The organism is Flagellimonas sp. 2504JD4-2, from assembly GCF_053642935.1.
This window is the reverse complement of record NZ_JBSIOV010000002.1, coordinates 569,095-584,641: the sequence shown is the minus strand read 5'-3', so window position 1 is coordinate 584,641 and position 15,547 is coordinate 569,095. Positions and strand designations below refer to the sequence as shown.

Annotated in this window: 15 protein-coding genes and 1 pseudogene; 9 read left to right on the top strand and 7 right to left on the bottom strand. The window is 40.3% G+C overall.

The annotated features are described in order from the left end of the window. Positions 1–5 precede the first annotated feature (5 nt). The 6 genes from dnaJ (at position 6) to ACULLH_RS09305 (ending at position 6,673) form a co-directional block, all read left to right on the top strand. Positions 6–1,121 carry a molecular chaperone DnaJ gene (gene dnaJ, locus ACULLH_RS09330; protein WP_454088473.1) on the top strand — a complete coding sequence of 372 codons (1,116 nt, stop codon included), beginning with the start codon at positions 6–8 and terminating at the stop codon, positions 1,119–1,121. A gap of 320 nt (positions 1,122–1,441) precedes the next feature. Next, positions 1,442–2,380 (top strand): ABC transporter ATP-binding protein, encoded by a 939-nt coding sequence (locus ACULLH_RS09325; RefSeq protein ID WP_454088472.1) that lies wholly within the window; start codon positions 1,442–1,444, stop codon positions 2,378–2,380. Then, positions 2,373–3,701 (top strand): ABC transporter permease, encoded by a 1,329-nt coding sequence (locus ACULLH_RS09320; protein WP_454088831.1) that lies wholly within the window; start codon positions 2,373–2,375, stop codon positions 3,699–3,701. Before ACULLH_RS09325 ends, ACULLH_RS09320 begins: the two co-directional genes overlap by 8 nt. Then, positions 3,702–4,601, top strand: a complete 900-nt coding sequence (locus ACULLH_RS09315; protein ID WP_454088471.1) for a mechanosensitive ion channel family protein — start codon at positions 3,702–3,704, stop codon at positions 4,599–4,601. It begins immediately after the preceding gene. A gap of 70 nt (positions 4,602–4,671) precedes the next feature. Further along, a complete protein-coding gene (locus ACULLH_RS09310; protein WP_454088470.1) occupies positions 4,672–5,499 on the top strand; it encodes a DUF6268 family outer membrane beta-barrel protein in 828 nt (275 codons plus the stop codon). A 10-nt stretch (positions 5,500–5,509) separates the two neighbouring features. Then, positions 5,510–6,673 carry a sigma-54-dependent transcriptional regulator gene (locus ACULLH_RS09305; RefSeq protein ID WP_454088469.1) on the top strand — a complete coding sequence of 388 codons (1,164 nt, stop codon included), beginning with the start codon at positions 5,510–5,512 and terminating at the stop codon, positions 6,671–6,673. Position 6,674: 1 nt separating this feature from the next. On the opposite strand, the gene ACULLH_RS09300 is transcribed toward ACULLH_RS09305, so the two are convergent. Further along, a complete protein-coding gene (locus ACULLH_RS09300; protein ID WP_454088468.1) occupies positions 6,675–7,385 on the bottom strand; it encodes a hypothetical protein in 711 nt (236 codons plus the stop codon). Between the two features lie 178 nt (positions 7,386–7,563). Here ACULLH_RS09300 and ACULLH_RS09295 point away from each other — a divergent pair, with 178 nt between their 5' ends. Both ACULLH_RS09295 and ACULLH_RS09290 read left to right on the top strand, forming a co-directional pair. Continuing rightward, positions 7,564–8,448, top strand: coding sequence for a PPK2 family polyphosphate kinase (locus ACULLH_RS09295; RefSeq protein ID WP_454088467.1), 885 nt, complete (start codon positions 7,564–7,566; stop codon positions 8,446–8,448). Continuing rightward, the gene (locus ACULLH_RS09290) at positions 8,445–9,842 is read left to right on the top strand and encodes a M20/M25/M40 family metallo-hydrolase (protein ID WP_454088466.1); all 1,398 of its coding nucleotides are present in this window, start codon (positions 8,445–8,447) and stop codon (positions 9,840–9,842) included. Before ACULLH_RS09295 ends, ACULLH_RS09290 begins: the two co-directional genes overlap by 4 nt. A gap of 24 nt (positions 9,843–9,866) precedes the next feature. Here ACULLH_RS09290 and ACULLH_RS09285 read toward each other — a convergent pair whose 3' ends face one another. The 5 genes and pseudogenes from ACULLH_RS09285 to ACULLH_RS09265 form a co-directional block, all read right to left on the bottom strand. Continuing rightward, positions 9,867–10,484, bottom strand: a complete 618-nt coding sequence (locus tag ACULLH_RS09285) for an SGNH/GDSL hydrolase family protein (protein WP_454088465.1) — start codon at positions 10,482–10,484, stop codon at positions 9,867–9,869. 65 nt (positions 10,485–10,549) lie between these two features. Beyond that, positions 10,550–11,020 (bottom strand): GNAT family N-acetyltransferase, encoded by a 471-nt coding sequence (locus ACULLH_RS09280; protein ID WP_454088464.1) that lies wholly within the window; start codon positions 11,018–11,020, stop codon positions 10,550–10,552. Between the two features lie 29 nt (positions 11,021–11,049). Continuing rightward, positions 11,050–11,432: pseudogene (locus ACULLH_RS09275) on the bottom strand (nuclear transport factor 2 family protein). 31 nt (positions 11,433–11,463) lie between these two features. After that, the gene (locus ACULLH_RS09270; protein WP_454088463.1) at positions 11,464–12,561 is read right to left on the bottom strand and encodes a sialidase family protein; all 1,098 of its coding nucleotides are present in this window, start codon (positions 12,559–12,561) and stop codon (positions 11,464–11,466) included. A gap of 11 nt (positions 12,562–12,572) precedes the next feature. Continuing rightward, entirely contained in the window at positions 12,573–13,019 is a 447-nt protein-coding gene (locus ACULLH_RS09265; protein WP_454088462.1) for an SRPBCC family protein, read from the bottom strand. 256 nt (positions 13,020–13,275) lie between these two features. Between ACULLH_RS09265 and ACULLH_RS09260 the strand changes: the two genes are divergently transcribed. Beyond that, positions 13,276–14,208 (top strand): peptidylprolyl isomerase, encoded by a 933-nt coding sequence (locus ACULLH_RS09260; RefSeq protein ID WP_454088461.1) that lies wholly within the window; start codon positions 13,276–13,278, stop codon positions 14,206–14,208. Positions 14,209–14,810: 602 nt separating this feature from the next. Here ACULLH_RS09260 and ACULLH_RS09255 read toward each other — a convergent pair. Next, on the bottom strand, positions 14,811–15,449 hold the full coding sequence (locus ACULLH_RS09255) for a peroxiredoxin (RefSeq protein WP_454088830.1): 639 nt from the start codon (positions 15,447–15,449) through the stop codon (positions 14,811–14,813). Positions 15,450–15,547: the final 98 nt, after the last annotated feature.

Sequence of the window (15,547 nt, the reverse complement as noted above, 5' to 3'; positions counted from 1 at the left end):
AGCACATGAAGCAGGACTATTACGAAATATTGGGTGTTTCCAAAGGTGCTTCGGCAGCTGAGATCAAAAAGGCCTACAGAAAGAAGGCGATTGAATTTCACCCAGATAAAAACCCAGGTGATGCCAAGGCGGAGGAAATGTTCAAAAAAGCGGCCGAAGCCTATGAGGTACTGAGTGATCCGGACAAGAGAGCCAAGTATGACCAATTCGGTCATGCAGCCTTTGAAGGTGGTGCTGGATTCGGCGGTGGCGGCATGAACATGGATGACATCTTCAGTCAATTTGGTGATATTTTTGGCAGTGCTTTTGGCGGCGGTTTCGGCGGATTTGGTGGTTTCGGTGGTGGACAGCGCCGTGTAAAGGGCAGTAACCTTCGCATTCGCGTGAAGCTTACCTTGGAAGAAGTTGCCGAAGGAGTTGAGAAAAAAGTTAAGGTCCGAAGGAAAAAGCAGGCCCAGGGTGTAACCTATAAAACCTGCCCTACCTGTAATGGAAGTGGTCAAGTGACCAAGATTACCAATACTATTTTGGGTAGAATGCAGACCGCTACTACCTGTAATACTTGCGGGGGAGCCGGACAAACCATAGATAACAGACCTAGTGGGGCGGATGCTCAGGGATTGATTGTTGAAGAAGAAACGGTTTCCATTAAAATACCACCTGGAGTAGAGGAAGGAATGCAGCTTAAAGTCTCTGGTAAGGGTAACGAAGCTCCGGGAAATGGTGTTCCGGGTGATTTATTGGTTGCTATTGAGACGCTCGAACACGATACTTTGAAAAGGGAGGGTGACAACCTTCATTACGACCTTTATATCAGTTTTTCAGAAGCGGTTCTTGGAAGCTCAAAAGAAATTGATACGGTAGGAGGAAAGGTTCGCATAAAATTGGAACCCGGAATTCAATCCGGTAAAATTTTAAGATTACGGGGTAAAGGCATTTCCAGCATCAATGGTTATGGTAGTGGAGATTTGTTGGTTCATGTTAACGTGTGGACACCCAAGGAGTTGAGCAAGGAACAGAAAGAATTTTTCGAGCGAATGCAGAATGATGAGAATTTTGAGCCAAAACCTGAAAAATCCGATAAATCGTTTTTTGAGAAGGTAAAAGATATGTTCTCTTAATTGAAAAGTTTACTGTTTAAATAAAAAACGTATATTTGAAACAGATGTTGGGCAACCAATATCTAATTTTCTTTTTCATAGCAATTTTTTTCCCATCCTTGATTTATTTGAGGGTGGGTTTTGTTTTTATAGAGCAGTCCATATTTTTGGGCAAATACATATCTTTGAAATGCGCATAAAAAAAACTAATTATTAATATCCTTTCCCAAAATAATTAATCTTTTTTTTGCGAAAGCGAAGCGGTTGATTTATGTGGAATAATTTTTATTATCCTAATATGGGCTGATAAAAATTTTTAAATAAATGAAAAAACACCTTAAATGGATGACATCCTTGTTGCCAATAGCGTTTCCAAATCCTATGGAGACTATACGGCACTGAACAATATTTCCCTTAAAATCCCCAAAAACTGTATTTATGGACTCCTAGGACCAAATGGTGCTGGCAAGACCACATTTATCCGTATCATCAACCAAATAATCTATCAGGATGCAGGGGAAGTGATTTTTGATGGAAAACCACTTGCGCCCGAGCATATTGCCCATATTGGTTACCTCCCGGAGGAAAGGGGACTTTACAAGAGTATGAAGGTTGGAGAGCAGGCGCTTTATTTGGCTCAGCTCAAGGGACTTTCAAAAAATGAGGCCAAAAAAAGGCTGGAATACTGGTTCGATCGTCTTCAAATTGGAGATTGGTGGAACAAGAAAATACAGGAGCTTTCCAAAGGAATGGCGCAGAAAATACAATTTATTGTCACTGTTTTGCATGAGCCCAAACTGTTGATTTTTGACGAACCCTTCAGTGGATTTGACCCTATCAATGCCAATGTCATCAAGGACGAAATTCTTCAGCTAAAGGAAAAAGGGACCTCCATTATATTTTCGACCCACCGTATGGAATCGGTCGAAGAACTTTGTGAGTACATCGCACTCATCCATAAATCAGAAAAAATATTGGACGGTAGGTTATCCGATATAAAGAAAGCCTATAAGAACAATGTTTTTAACGTAGGATTGGAAATTCAGCAAGAAGCTGATACATTCTTGAAGGCACTCGAAGATAAATTCAACATACGTTCATCCCATTTTGATGCCAGTGAAAATCAATTGGACTTTACCTTGCAACTCCCATCCAATCAGACTTCGGAAGTGATTGCCGAGCTATCAAAAAAAGCAAACATCAACCGTTTTGAGGAAACTATTCCCTCTGCAAACGACATTTTCATTCAAACCGTAAACAAGAAGGACAATGATAGATAAGTTGAGGTTGATCATTAAGCGGGAGTATCTGGCAAAGGTGCGCAACAAGTCCTTTATTGTAATGACGATCTTGAGTCCAATCCTGATTGTGGGCATGATTGTGTTGATTGCTTTTCTGACCGACATCAATGACAATGAGAAAAGGGTAATATCCGTACTGAATCAAAGTGATTTTTTTAAAAAGGAGTTTACAGCTACCAAGAATACATCTTATGTGCAATTTGAGGACCTTTCTTTGGAAGAGGCCAAAGATTCAACGATCTCACTTGGCTATTATGGATTGATATACCTTCCCTCTGGAGAAAATTTGGAACAAGTAGCCAAGGGCGCCTTTCTATTTACACAAGACAATCCGAATACCAATGTTATTGGGAATCTTGAAAACATCTTTCAAAAAAGCTTAAGACAGAAACGTTTGGAAGGATTGGGAGTGTCCTCTAAACAATTTTCGAACATTGAAAAACGGTTCGAACTCAATTTGGCCAGTTTCGATGGAGAAAAAAGTGTAAAGGGAATCAATGAGATAAAGGCATTTATCGGTGGGGTTTTTGGCTATGCGATAATGATGTTCATTATTATTTATGGCGGTTTTGTTATGCGAAGCGTCATTGAAGAAAAAACAAGCAGGATTATAGAAGTGATCATTTCATCGGTAAAACCTTTTCAATTGATGCTTGGGAAAATCATAGGGACGTCCTTGGCAGGGATAACACAATTTGCCATATGGATTGTTTCAGCATCAATTTTGCTGTTTATTTCAATGTTGGTCTTCAAAATTGATTTGGGAGCACTTTCTGGAGAAGCAAACCTCGCAGCCCCAGGAATGCAGGGGATACCAAAACTTGATGGTGAAATGATGCTATATGCCCAAGAGATCATCAACATTCCCTGGGTACTTTTAATCAGTTCATTTTTGGTGTACTTTATTTTGGGCTATTTGATTTACAGTTCGATATATGCCGCAATTGGTGCAGCCGTGGACAATGAAACAGATACGCAACAATTTATATTTCCGATTATTTTGCCATTGATGTTGGCTATTTACGTTGGATTTTTCTCTGTTTTCAGCAATCCCCATGGGCCTATTGCCGTAGGCTTTTCATTATTTCCCCTTACATCCCCCATTGTTATGCTGATGCGCTTGCCCGGGGGCATTGGAGAAGGAGGTGTACCTTTATGGCAATTGTTGTTGTCGATTATACTTTTAATAGTTACTTTTTGGGGAATTGTTTCTTTGGCAGCAAAAATTTATAGGATTGGAATTTTAATGTATGGCAAAAGACCAACATATAAGGAACTTTTCAAATGGTTAAGGTATTAGATGGTAACGCAAGACGATAACAATGAAATAAAGGAAATTATCCAAGAAGATATCTGGGGGTCCATAAAGGAATTTCTAAACTGGGGAATCCACTTGGGCGAAGGGGAGAAATCCATTCATCTTACCATCGGATTACTTCTGCTCTTGGCTGTTGCGTTCGTAGTTACTAAATTTCTCCTGAAATGGCTTAAACACCTGTTGACCCGTAAGATGGAAACGGAGGACAGGCATAAATTCACCAGTGTTTTCAAATTCATCAATTACGTGATTTACTTGGTGGTGGTTTTGGTCACGCTCAGCGCGGCCGGAATCGATATTACCTTGGTAATTACTGCTTCCGCCGCACTCTTTGTTGGTTTGGGGCTTGCATTACAGGAGTTGTTCCAAGATATCCTCGGTGGTATTTTTATCATAGTGGATAAGTCCCTTCAAGTTGGTGATATTGTTGAGGTAGATGGCAAAGTGGGCAAAGTATATGAAATCAAACTGCGAACGACCAGGGCAATAACCCGGGATGATAAGATCATCATTATTCCCAATCATAAATTTATTAGTGATATCGTCTACAACTACACCCAAAACCATAAGACGACAAGAGAGCGTGTAAATGTCGGAGTGGCGTACGGTAGCGATGTGGAATTGGTAACCCAACTTTTGGAACAAGTCGCCGCAGAACAAAAAAGAGTATTGAAAAACCCAAAACCTTTTGTCCTTTTTGATGACTTCGGGGATTCGGCACTTTTGTTTTCCCTGCACTATTTTACCAATGATATCTTTGGGGATCTTAAAATAAAAAGTGACATACGTTACAACATCAATACTAAATTCAAGGAACATGGCGTTAGCATTCCGTTCCCTCAACGGGATGTTCATTTAATTCCGCCACAAAAACTACAATAGCATAAAAACCCTGGCATGTCATACCGTTTTTAGGATTCTTTTGGTTTCCACAGGTTTCTTTTGTGCCTCTTTGTTACATAGTCAAAGCTCAGATATTTTTAAGATTGATTATCTGAATATCCCGGAGAATGATACAGGGATAAAGACCCAGCGCTATAAAATCCTGTTTAATCTTCCCATAAAGCTCAATGAGAAAAAGGACTATCTGATCACTGGATTTGAATATAATAGGTTTGATATTGGATATTCGCAGGATTTTCCATTTGACAAAAGTGATTTGATTCGCTTTCATGTCATGGATCTAAACCTTGGTTATATTACCAAATGGAACGAGAATTGGAATTTGGTCACCATCCTTACACCAAGGTTGGCCTCGAATTTTACGGATGGGGTAATGACGGATGACTTCTTTATGAATGCAACAGCAACCTTTTGGAAGGAAAACAATAAGGCGGATAAACCTTATCGAATCGTACTTGGACTATCCTACAATAGCACAACAGGACTCCCGATTCCCCTACCTCTGGTCAGTTATTACCGAAGGTTCCATCCGAAGTGGTCTTTTACGCTTGGAATACCACGGTCAAACTTCAAACACCATGTTGCTAAAAAGCATACGTTTGAAATGGCATTATTCTTGGATGGATACTTTTTGAACATCCAAGACGATATTGCGTTGCCTGAGAATCAACTGGCTTCCAAAATTTCGTTATCGGCTTTGGTAGGTGCAGTGGGGTATCAATACAATATCTCCAAACGAATGGCCCTCTACGCATATTTTGGGCGTACGTTTGAGCAAGAAGGGAAGCTGCGGAATGATGACCGGGGAGATGTTTTTTTATTGAATGATGAATCAAATCTTTATATTAGGACTGGGTTCAAAATTGGAATTTTTTAAATAGCAAACTATGTCAAAAATATTGGTAATTGAAGATGAATCGGCCATTAGAAGGGTTTTGGTAAAGATATTGGGTGAGGAAAGCGATAGCTATGATGTTCACGAAGCTGAAGATGGGTTAAAAGGTGTTGAAGCCATTAAAAAAGATGATTTTGACCTAGTGCTATGCGATATAAAAATGCCCAAAATGGACGGGGTTGAAGTGCTTGAAGCCGCAAAAAAAATCAAACCGGAAGTTCCATTTATCATGATTTCTGGCCATGGTGATTTGGATACGGCTGTCAACACAATGAGATTGGGAGCATTCGACTACATTTCCAAACCCCCGGATTTAAATCGTCTTCTGACCACTGTTAGAAATGCCTTGGATCGAAAAGAACTTGTGGTCGAGAACAAAATCCTTAAAAAGAAAGTCTCCAAAAATTATGAAATGGTCGGAGAAAGCAAGGAGATCGGGGTCATTAAAGACATGATAGAAAAAGTTGCTCCAACCGATGCCAGAGTTTTGATCACTGGACCCAATGGCACCGGAAAAGAATTGGTGGCTCATTGGTTGCATGAAAAGAGTCAGCGCTCATCTGCACCATTTATTGAAGTGAATTGCGCTGCCATTCCTTCGGAATTGATTGAGAGTGAACTTTTCGGTCATGTCAAGGGAGCTTTTACTTCGGCGGTTAAGGATAGGGCCGGTAAGTTTGAGGCGGCAAACAAAGGAACCATCTTTTTGGATGAAATTGGGGATATGAGCTTATCCGCACAAGCCAAGGTGCTCCGTGCCCTGCAGGAAAACAAGATTTCCAGGGTCGGAACGGACAAAGACATTAAAGTGGATGTTAGGGTCTTGGCCGCTACGAACAAAGACCTCAAAAAAGAAATAGCTGATGGCAAGTTTCGAGAGGATTTGTATCATAGATTGGCTGTGATTTTAATAAAGGTTCCTGCTCTAAATGACAGAAGGGATGATATTCCCATGTTAATAGACCATTTTGCACAGAAAATAGCATCAGAACAGGGTACTGCCCAAAAAGGTTTCTCAAAAAAGGCCATTGACCTTTTAAAAGGTTATGATTGGACCGGAAACGTAAGGGAGCTTCGCAACGTTGTGGAACGTTTAATAATTCTTGGGAGCAAAGAAGTATCAGAAGATGATGTAAAGTTGTTTGCAAGCAAGTAGTCTATTCTTCTGGGCATTCGCCCAGTCGATTCAGGGCCTCTTGAGCAATGGTTTTCACCCGCTGGTGATATTCTTTTTTGGCTACCGTCAATTCTGTTTTAAGTAAAGTGGTTTGTGCATCTTCATGGATTTTGGAAATAAACCTATTGGCCTCTTGACACTCCACATCGGTCACTACTTTACCCAAAGAAGATTCAAACCCCAAAAGGCAATTATGAACAAGCTTTTTCAAATTCCCCATTGGTAAGGGTGTCCCCACTTCATTTTTACTGGCGTCTCTGGTATTCAAAACCAAAAGATCATTACCGTAAAGACTAGAGGTCTCCTGCTCAAAAACCCGAAGTACTTTGATTCCGATAACCGTATTTTCCAAAGCCAAATGAAGCCATTCTTTCGAATCGTCAAAAGATTTGGTCACTGTTGCACTTTTCAAGTACATAACGGCTTTTTCCAAACTTTCAATCGCTCCGGAGCAACCACAATCCAAAAAGTTCAAACGGGTTTTCTCAATGCCATTAAGTGCTTTGAATGCATAATATCTGGACATCTCAAATTCATCAGCAATAATCGCTTTTTGAACATGACCTTTTATGTATTCAATATTGGAACTTGCGTACTCGCATGCATTCCGGGTAGTAAAGGAAGCCATCAATAATAGGCTGAGAATACCTATTATAAAGACTATAAGCAGGATAATCTTTCTTGTTTTCATAGCGCAGGATTTGGGACAATGCGTCTTTGATTATCACTAAGTTACGCTGGGAGCTTGGCGAGAGACGAAAAAAATCGATAAAAAACGGTCAAAAACTATGAAACGTAAAAAGGATCGTTAAACGGTAGTTTTTGGGCGATGGTTGAAGGAATGATCAAAAAAAACTATATTCAGACCTATGGAAAAAGTAGATTCAAGCGCATATCTGGTACAAAATACCATAAAACTCTCCGAAAAGGCCACATATACCGATTTTGGAGCCTCTGACAAGGAACTAAAGAAAGATTTGGAAGATATTCGGGAAGAACTGGGAAAATTTCAAGATATCCTCTATGCCCACGGTAAATATGGCGTTTTGGTATGCCTTCAAGGTATGGATACTGCAGGAAAGGATAGCCTGATAAGGGAAGTATTCAAGGATTTTAATGTAAGAGGGGTGGAGGTGCATAGTTTTAAGGTCCCTACGGAACTCGAACTTAAACACGATTATCTATGGAGACATTATATTGCGCTACCGGCAAGGGGAAAATTCAGTGTTTTCAACAGAACACACTATGAAAACGTATTGGTGACCAGGGTGCATCCCGAATATATTTTGGGAGAAAATATACCTGGTATTGACTCCATTGAGGACATTAATGCGACTTTTTGGGAACATCGATATCGACAAATCAATGATTTTGAAAGGCATATCGCGGAAAACGGAACGCTGATATTCAAATTTTTCCTGCATCTATCCAAAGAAGAGCAACGCCAACGCCTGTTGCGAAGACTAAGATTGAAGGAAAAAAATTGGAAATTTTCACCTGGAGACCTAAAAGAGCGAAAACTTTGGGGCGTTTATCAGTCCTGCTATGAAGAAGCAATAAACAAAACTTCCAAAGCACATGCCCCTTGGTACGTTATTCCAGCGGATAATAAAAAAGCCGCTAGGGTCATTGTAGCTTCCATACTGCTAAAAGCGTTAAAAAAGTATAAAGATATTGAGGAACCCGAGTTGAGTGATAAAATAAAGGGTAACTTAGAAAACTTTAAACAAGAATTGGAAAAAGAAACCGAATGAGAACAATCCTACTTCTGACCTTTTTACTGGTATCCACCCCATTTTTTGCACAAACGGAAGATGAAAAACAACTAAGAGCCATTTACGATCAAGCCTTGACCAATGGCAAAGCTTATGAGTGGCTCAACCATCTCTCCAGCCAAATTGGAGGAAGACTCTCCGGCTCTGTGCAGGCCCAACAGGCAATTGACTATACAAAAGATCAATTGGATTCCCTAGGTTTGGATAGAGTTTGGCTACAACCCGTAATGGTGCCGAAGTGGGTAAGGGGTACACCGGAATTTGCGTATTTTGAAACAAAACCGGGACTGACCACCAATGTTCCCATATGCGCTCTAGGGGGCTCCGTGGCTACCCCGGACGGTGGCTTAAAAGCAAGCATTGTAGAGGTTAATGGGATTGAGGATTTGGAAAAACTGGGAAGAGAAAAAATTGAGGGCAAGATTGTTTTTTACAATCGACCCATGGACCCAAAGCTTATTAGCACCTTTTCGTCCTATTCTGGGTGTGTGGACCAAAGGTATTCAGGTGCCGCAGAGGCTGGAAAATATGGTGCTGCAGGTGTAATTGTGCGTTCAATGACCCTACGTTTGGATAATTATCCACATACAGGTTCCATGAGTTATGGTGATACAGCAGTATCCGATAGAATACCTGCTGCGGCCATAAGTACCAAAGGGGCTGAGCTATTGAGTACCACTTTAAAGCTTAATCCGGACATCAAATTCTATTTCAAGCAAAACTGCAAGCAATTAGATGATGTTGAATCATATAATGTTATCGGTGAAATTCGAGGAACCACGCATCCGAATGAGATAATGGTCGTTGGAGGACATTTGGATTCATGGGATTTAGGAGACGGCTCACATGATGATGGCGCTGGCTGTGTGCAAAGCATGGATGTTCTCAGACTTTTAAAGGAAACAGGTTATAAGCCGAAGCGTACCCTTCGTGTGGTATTGTTCATGAATGAAGAAAATGGCCTGAGAGGAGGAAACAAATATGCGGAGGTAGCCCGAAATAAAAATGAAAAACACGTTTTTGCCTTGGAAAGTGATTCGGGAGGATTTACACCCCGAGGCTTTTCTTTTAATTGTTCAGATGAGAATTTGGCCCAAATCCAAAGTTGGAAAGGCTTGTTTGAACCCTATCTGATCCATATGTTCGTAAAAGGTTATAGCGGTGCTGATATTAGGCCCTTGTTGGACCAGAATTTAGTGTTGGCTGGCTTACGTCCGGATTCCCAGCGTTATTTTGACCATCATCACGCAGAAAGCGACACCTTCGAGCATGTCAACAAACGAGAATTGGAATTGGGCGCTGCAACCATGGCTAGTTTGGTTTATTTGATTGACAAGTATGGAACCATTCCCAATACCAAAATAAAGGGATAAGGAATTGAATGAGAACGAGGTTTTTCAATTGAACAACCGCTCAACGATCACATCTGCTGCAACCTCGCTACCTGTAACTGACGGATGAAATCCATCGGGTCCATAATAATCAAAGTTATTGGTGCTATCAATATAAGCCTTCCAAACCTCGCCAACCGGTAGTAAAATTGCATTGTTGATTGAGGCCGCATCGGTATGGTTTTCTATTACTCCGTCAAAAGTGTTGTAATTGCTTATTGAAGGCCAAACCATAAAATAGCAGAGTTTGGCATTGTTTTGTTCGCATAAATCACTGTACAATTTACCTGATTCAATAAGCATTTGTCGCCCTTCACTTTGTGATGAAGGACCTTGTTGAATAATCACATAATCGTATTCCTGGCTTGAAATAAGCTGTTGCACTTCGCCGTCCGCCCAGTGATCTACAATGGCATAATTAGGATATGCTACCATTTTTACCATTATCTCCCTACCTTGCACTTCAGCTCTTTGTTGTACAAGTATCGGAAGGTCGTTAAAATAGGTAAGACTATTGCCAATGAATAAAACACCGGTGATTTCGGAATTATTATTGGATTCTTGATCCGTGGAGCAAGAATAGAAACTCAAAATAATGAGCACCAACGCTAATAGCTTATTCATAGTTTTAAAAGCATGGTTAGGCTTCCAATATAACCATCTTCTAAGTATTTTTTGCATTTAATGATCTAAGTGAGCTGAACTTCTAAATATTTGGTTCCCTCAATAGGATTGAATCGATAAGGTTGAATTTCGTAAAAACCGAATTGTTTATAAAGTCCAAGAGCCGGTAGCATTGAAGGTAGCGTATCCAATCTCATTTTGGAATATCCGAGTTCCTTGGCTAGGGTCATTGCTTTTCGCATTAGTATTTTACCCAGTCCTTGTCCTCGGGCAATTTCCTTTAGGTACATTCTTTTAAGTTCACATATGGTTTCATCCAATTTTCGAACGGCGAAGCAACCAAGGGGATCTTTTTGGTCCGAGTAGGCTATAACAAGGATTCCTTCGGGTCTCGAGTATTGGGACTTTAGGTTTTTTAGCTCGCAACTAAAATTTTGAAACTCCAAATCCAACCCGATATGGGAGGCATATTCCTTGAATAGCTCCGCACCAGTTGTATAATCATCATCGGAAACAGCTTCCCTTAATTCGGTCATTTTATAAATAAAATTCAGAGAAAAACCAATTAATACATCGTGTTGGGATTTGCCGATTCTTTTGGAATTTGCTGTATGGCGTCCCAATGTTCGCAGATTTTACCATTGTCATCAAATCGAAAGAAGTCCATGGTCACATATTGGTCGTTTCCTGGCCAAGTTTGATGGGTATGGAGCGCAACCAACTCACCTTCCGCAATGCATCGAACAAATTCAATGGATTTATCGGGGTATTCCCTTTGCATTCTTTCAAAATAATCTATAAAACCCTGTGTGCCGTCTGCAACATCAGGGTTATGCTGAATATAATATATTCTTTTCCAATATAAAGGTCCACAGCCTTTGCAGGGTTGCCCTCATAGGCCATTTTGTAAAATGCAATAGCGCTTTCTTTGTTCTTTTGTAAGTTCATTTTTGAAGTTTTTGTAATCGAGAACTATTTTTTATTCTCCTTCCGTCAACCAATCCATAGTAAAGCTGGTAAAAACATTGCTTTGGTAGTTGTCGGCTTCATAAAATAGCCCAATTTTTCCATTTTTTAAAACACATAAAGTGGAGTAGGCAGACATTTCTGGTGTGATGAGTCTACTATGTTTCCAGCTTTTACCCTCATCGTAACTGACTTTTATGGTCAAGTTCTCACGTTTGCTCGGTGCGTTGGGATTGCTGAACAATAAGCGATTTTTGTCATGGTCCTTTGCTGAGCTATATCGTATAAGACTGGCATTACAAGCTGGGTCAATTAAGGTTGAATCTACCCGTGTTTCCCAACTGATTCCGCTATTCTTGGAGGTGTGGACAAACCGCAATCCACTTTTGTTCACTCGACTGTTGATCATCCAGGTTCCATCCGCCAGTTCAATAATTTTCGATTCGTCTCCCGGTTTGATAGAGGTATTGATAAGATACCAGTTCTTCCCATGATCATCGCTTCCAAATACAAAAAGACCCTTATCCAGATTCACCAAGGTATGCAGCAATTTTCCAGATTTGGTCTGAATGCCCTTACCAGATGTTATAAATTGAAAGTCATTCTCCGAATCTTCGGGTGCTATTTGAGAAGTGATATCAAAGGGTGCAGACCAATTCTTTCCATGATCATTGCTCTTTATTACCTTAAAAAGATATTTGTTCGGAGCTGTTTCTAGATTCATGTAATTGTAGAAAAGAAAAATTTCACCTGTATCCTCATCTAGAATCATGGAAGGGTCAGAGGCCGACTCTCCAAGTGGATAGTCTGCAATGGTTTCGATAGAGGACCATGTTTGACCATTATCCCCGCTTCGACGAATAACTATATTGATGTCTTTGTTGTCCCTTAGGTCGTTACAAGATTCCACCCGTTCGTCAATAGCGGCGATCAAGGTGCCATTTAGTGTGGTAATTATGGCCGGAATACGATAACAGGCCACATTTTCATTGTTTTGGGAATCAAAAAGCACAATGGAGTTAGGTTTTTCCTTTGGAACTGGCTTTTTTTCCGACCTACAACCCATACAGAGGACAAGTAGGCAAATGGTGCACAGGAGTTTTGATTTCATAGGGTCTCCATTTACTTTTCACAGCTTTTCTTCAGCCAATCCAACACGGTCTCCCAAGCCGAATCAAAATAATCATTAACCTCGTCCCATTTTTTGCCCTCCAACCACCCAATATGGTAAAGGGTCACCCTTGTTTTCGTTTTTTCAATGGATTCAAAACTGACTACCACCCAAGTTTTGTGCTCATGATTTCGAATTTCAGGATACTGCGGGGGTGCATTCCAAGTAAACGACAACATTTTGCTGGGTAAGTAACTGATTATTTTACATCCTTCACTTCCGCGGAGACCTTTCTGATTGTCCAACAAAAAGTAAATCTCAAAAGGGCCTCCTAACCTAAGTTCGACCTTGTTGTCTGGTCCAAAAAAGGTCAAAAGGCCTTCATGTGTGGTCCATTTCCACCAAACATCTTCAATATTGGTTGGAACTGTTATAGTTTTTACGATTGTCTTTTTCATTGTCAGATCAGTACATTGTTTCAAAAGTTTTACCAGACTTCCCTGGGCATCATTTAGAAATACATATTTTTCGTTGAATGCCATTTAGACACCCGTAAAACCAATAAAAATTACAAAAAAAGAAGGTGAAACCTTATGTCAGGATGGTTTAAAAGTTTTCTGATGGTAATTGAGGTATATAAACCGCTCTGGTTTTTGCCACCAGCATATAAAAACCCGTACCTTTGCGGCCTAAAATTTAAACAATATAGAGACCATGCAAGACGGAATCTACGCAAAATTCAATACAACCAAAGGAGAGATTTTGGTGAAATTGACCCATGATAAAACTCCAGGTACTGTTGGCAACTTTGTTGCTTTGGCCGAAGGGAATATGGAAAATACCGCCAAACCACAGGGAAAACCGTATTATGACGGGTTAAAGTTTCATAGAGTTATCGCTGATTTTATGATTCAGGGTGGATGCCCGCAAGGCACAGGTACTGGTGATCCAGGATATAAATTTGACGATGAGTTCCACTCAGAATTGACCCACGAGGGCCCAGGTGTACTTTCTATGGCCAACGCAGGTCCAGGCACCAATGGAAGTCAGTTTTTTATAACCCATGTTGCTACTCCGTGGTTAGACAACAAACATACCGTATTCGGAATTGTAGAACATGGTCAGGAAGTGGTTGATTCGATAGCCCAAGGCGATGCCATTGACAGTTTGGAGATTGTAAGGGTAGGAGCAGAAGCGCAAGGATGGAATGCTATTGAGGCTTTTAGAACTTTTGAAGGTGCCCGTGAAAAAAGAATAGCGGAGGCTAAGGCTAAAGCTGAAGCGGAAATGGAAAAATTGGCAACGGGTTTTGATAAGACGGAAAGTGGACTTCGTTATAAAATGATTCAGCAGGGTAGTGGTGACCAAGCTGAAAAAGGGAAGACAGTTTCGGTACATTATGAAGGTAGTCTAACGAATGGACAGGTATTCGATTCCTCGTATAGCCGAAATCAACCTATAGACTTTACTTTAGGAATTGGACAGGTAATTCGAGGATGGGATGAAGGTATCGGTTTGCTAAAAGTGGGCGACAAGGCACGTTTTGTCATTCCTTCGCACTTAGCTTATGGGAGTGCAGGCGCCGGTGGGGTAATTCCACCAGATGCAACACTTGTTTTTGATGTAGAGTTGATGGATGTTAAATAACACGTATCACTACTGGGTGATATAGACCCGGTGTAAGGAAAAAATAAAGCCCCATTATGGGGCTTTTTATTTTGATCTATTCACACTTACAAGAAGTAAGCAGAGGTTAAGAGCGAGCAGTAAAAGCAGAATTGTAAAAAAAGTACCCATTGATATAGAAATTTAGCTAGTGTTGTTCGTTTAATTACTTTGTTTTAATAACAACCGAACGGGGAAAAACCCTACTTATTGTATCAATAGATTACAAATTCATTCAAATACAGCATATTAGCTGAGAAATTTACTTTTTGGAACTATTAACGCTAACAAGCAACAATAAAAAATTAATTACAAGCAAAACGGATAGAATTGCAAAAAAGGTACTCATGGTACAAGTTTATTTAGTGGTTACTGGGGGAACGTTGACTTCAAATTATGACTAATCAACGCTAAAAGAGTTGTTTAATCAATAGTTGCCGTATTTGAATTGACAAATACAAGTTTTCGGTTCATAAATTAGATTGCAAAAACTGGATAGGTTGCGTAGGATGGAACAATAAATTTCAACAAAAAAAGCCTAAGGTCTCCCTCAGGCTTTTTTGATTATAAAAAATTTCGTTTGACTAAGCCGTTGGATCTGGCGTTAGCCGAAGATAAGGCTTGATTTCCTCAACTCCACCTGCAAAAATACCTTTTGCTTCTTCTGTTGGAATAGCAGGACTGACCACAACCTTTTCCCCATGTTCCCAATTTGCCGGAGTCGCAACCTTGTGATGAGCGGTAAGTTGTAAAGAATCTACAACACGAAGCAATTCATAAAAGTTACGTCCTGTGGAAGCAGGATAGGTCAAAGTTAATTTTACTTTTTTATCCGGCCCGATAATAAAAACTGAACGAACGGTAAGTGTATCATCGGCATTCGGGTGTATCATATCGTAAAGGTCAGATACCTTTCTATCTTCATCGGCAACTATTGGAAAGTTAACGACCGTGTTTTGGGTCTCATTGATATCCTTTATCCATTCCATATGCGACTCCGCACCATCGACGCTTAGCGCAATCATTTTCACATTGCGTTTTTCAAATTCAGACTTGAATTTGGCAGCTGTTCCCAATTCTGTTGTACAGACTGGGGTAAAATCGGCGGGATGCGAGAACAAGATTCCCCATCCATCTCCCAAGTAATCGTAAAAATTAAGCGTTCCCTGGGAAGTCTCAGCAGTAAAGTCGGGAGCGGTATCTCCCAATCGTATAGCCATAATGTTATTATTTAGGTTGTTGAAATTTAAAATCCTATAAATTTAGTGGATATTTCCACTGCATAATTTTAAAGACGTTAAAAGTCTATTAAACTTTCATT

Coding starts and splice junctions, on each gene's coding strand:
- dnaJ (WP_454088473.1), top strand. CDS start 6: ATGAAGCAGGACTATTACGAAATATTGGGTGTTTCCAAAGGTGCTTCG.
- ACULLH_RS09325 (WP_454088472.1), top strand. CDS start 1,442: ATGGATGACATCCTTGTTGCCAATAGCGTTTCCAAATCCTATGGAGAC.
- ACULLH_RS09315 (WP_454088471.1), top strand. CDS start 3,702: ATGGTAACGCAAGACGATAACAATGAAATAAAGGAAATTATCCAAGAA.
- ACULLH_RS09305 (WP_454088469.1), top strand. CDS start 5,510: ATGTCAAAAATATTGGTAATTGAAGATGAATCGGCCATTAGAAGGGTT.
- ACULLH_RS09300 (WP_454088468.1), bottom strand. CDS start 7,385: ATGAAAACAAGAAAGATTATCCTGCTTATAGTCTTTATAATAGGTATT.
- ACULLH_RS09295 (WP_454088467.1), top strand. CDS start 7,564: ATGGAAAAAGTAGATTCAAGCGCATATCTGGTACAAAATACCATAAAA.
- ACULLH_RS09290 (WP_454088466.1), top strand. CDS start 8,445: ATGAGAACAATCCTACTTCTGACCTTTTTACTGGTATCCACCCCATTT.
- ACULLH_RS09285 (WP_454088465.1), bottom strand. CDS start 10,484: ATGAATAAGCTATTAGCGTTGGTGCTCATTATTTTGAGTTTCTATTCT.
- ACULLH_RS09280 (WP_454088464.1), bottom strand. CDS start 11,020: ATGACCGAATTAAGGGAAGCTGTTTCCGATGATGATTATACAACTGGT.
- ACULLH_RS09270 (WP_454088463.1), bottom strand. CDS start 12,561: ATGAAATCAAAACTCCTGTGCACCATTTGCCTACTTGTCCTCTGTATG.
- ACULLH_RS09265 (WP_454088462.1), bottom strand. CDS start 13,019: ATGAAAAAGACAATCGTAAAAACTATAACAGTTCCAACCAATATTGAA.
- ACULLH_RS09260 (WP_454088461.1), top strand. CDS start 13,276: ATGCAAGACGGAATCTACGCAAAATTCAATACAACCAAAGGAGAGATT.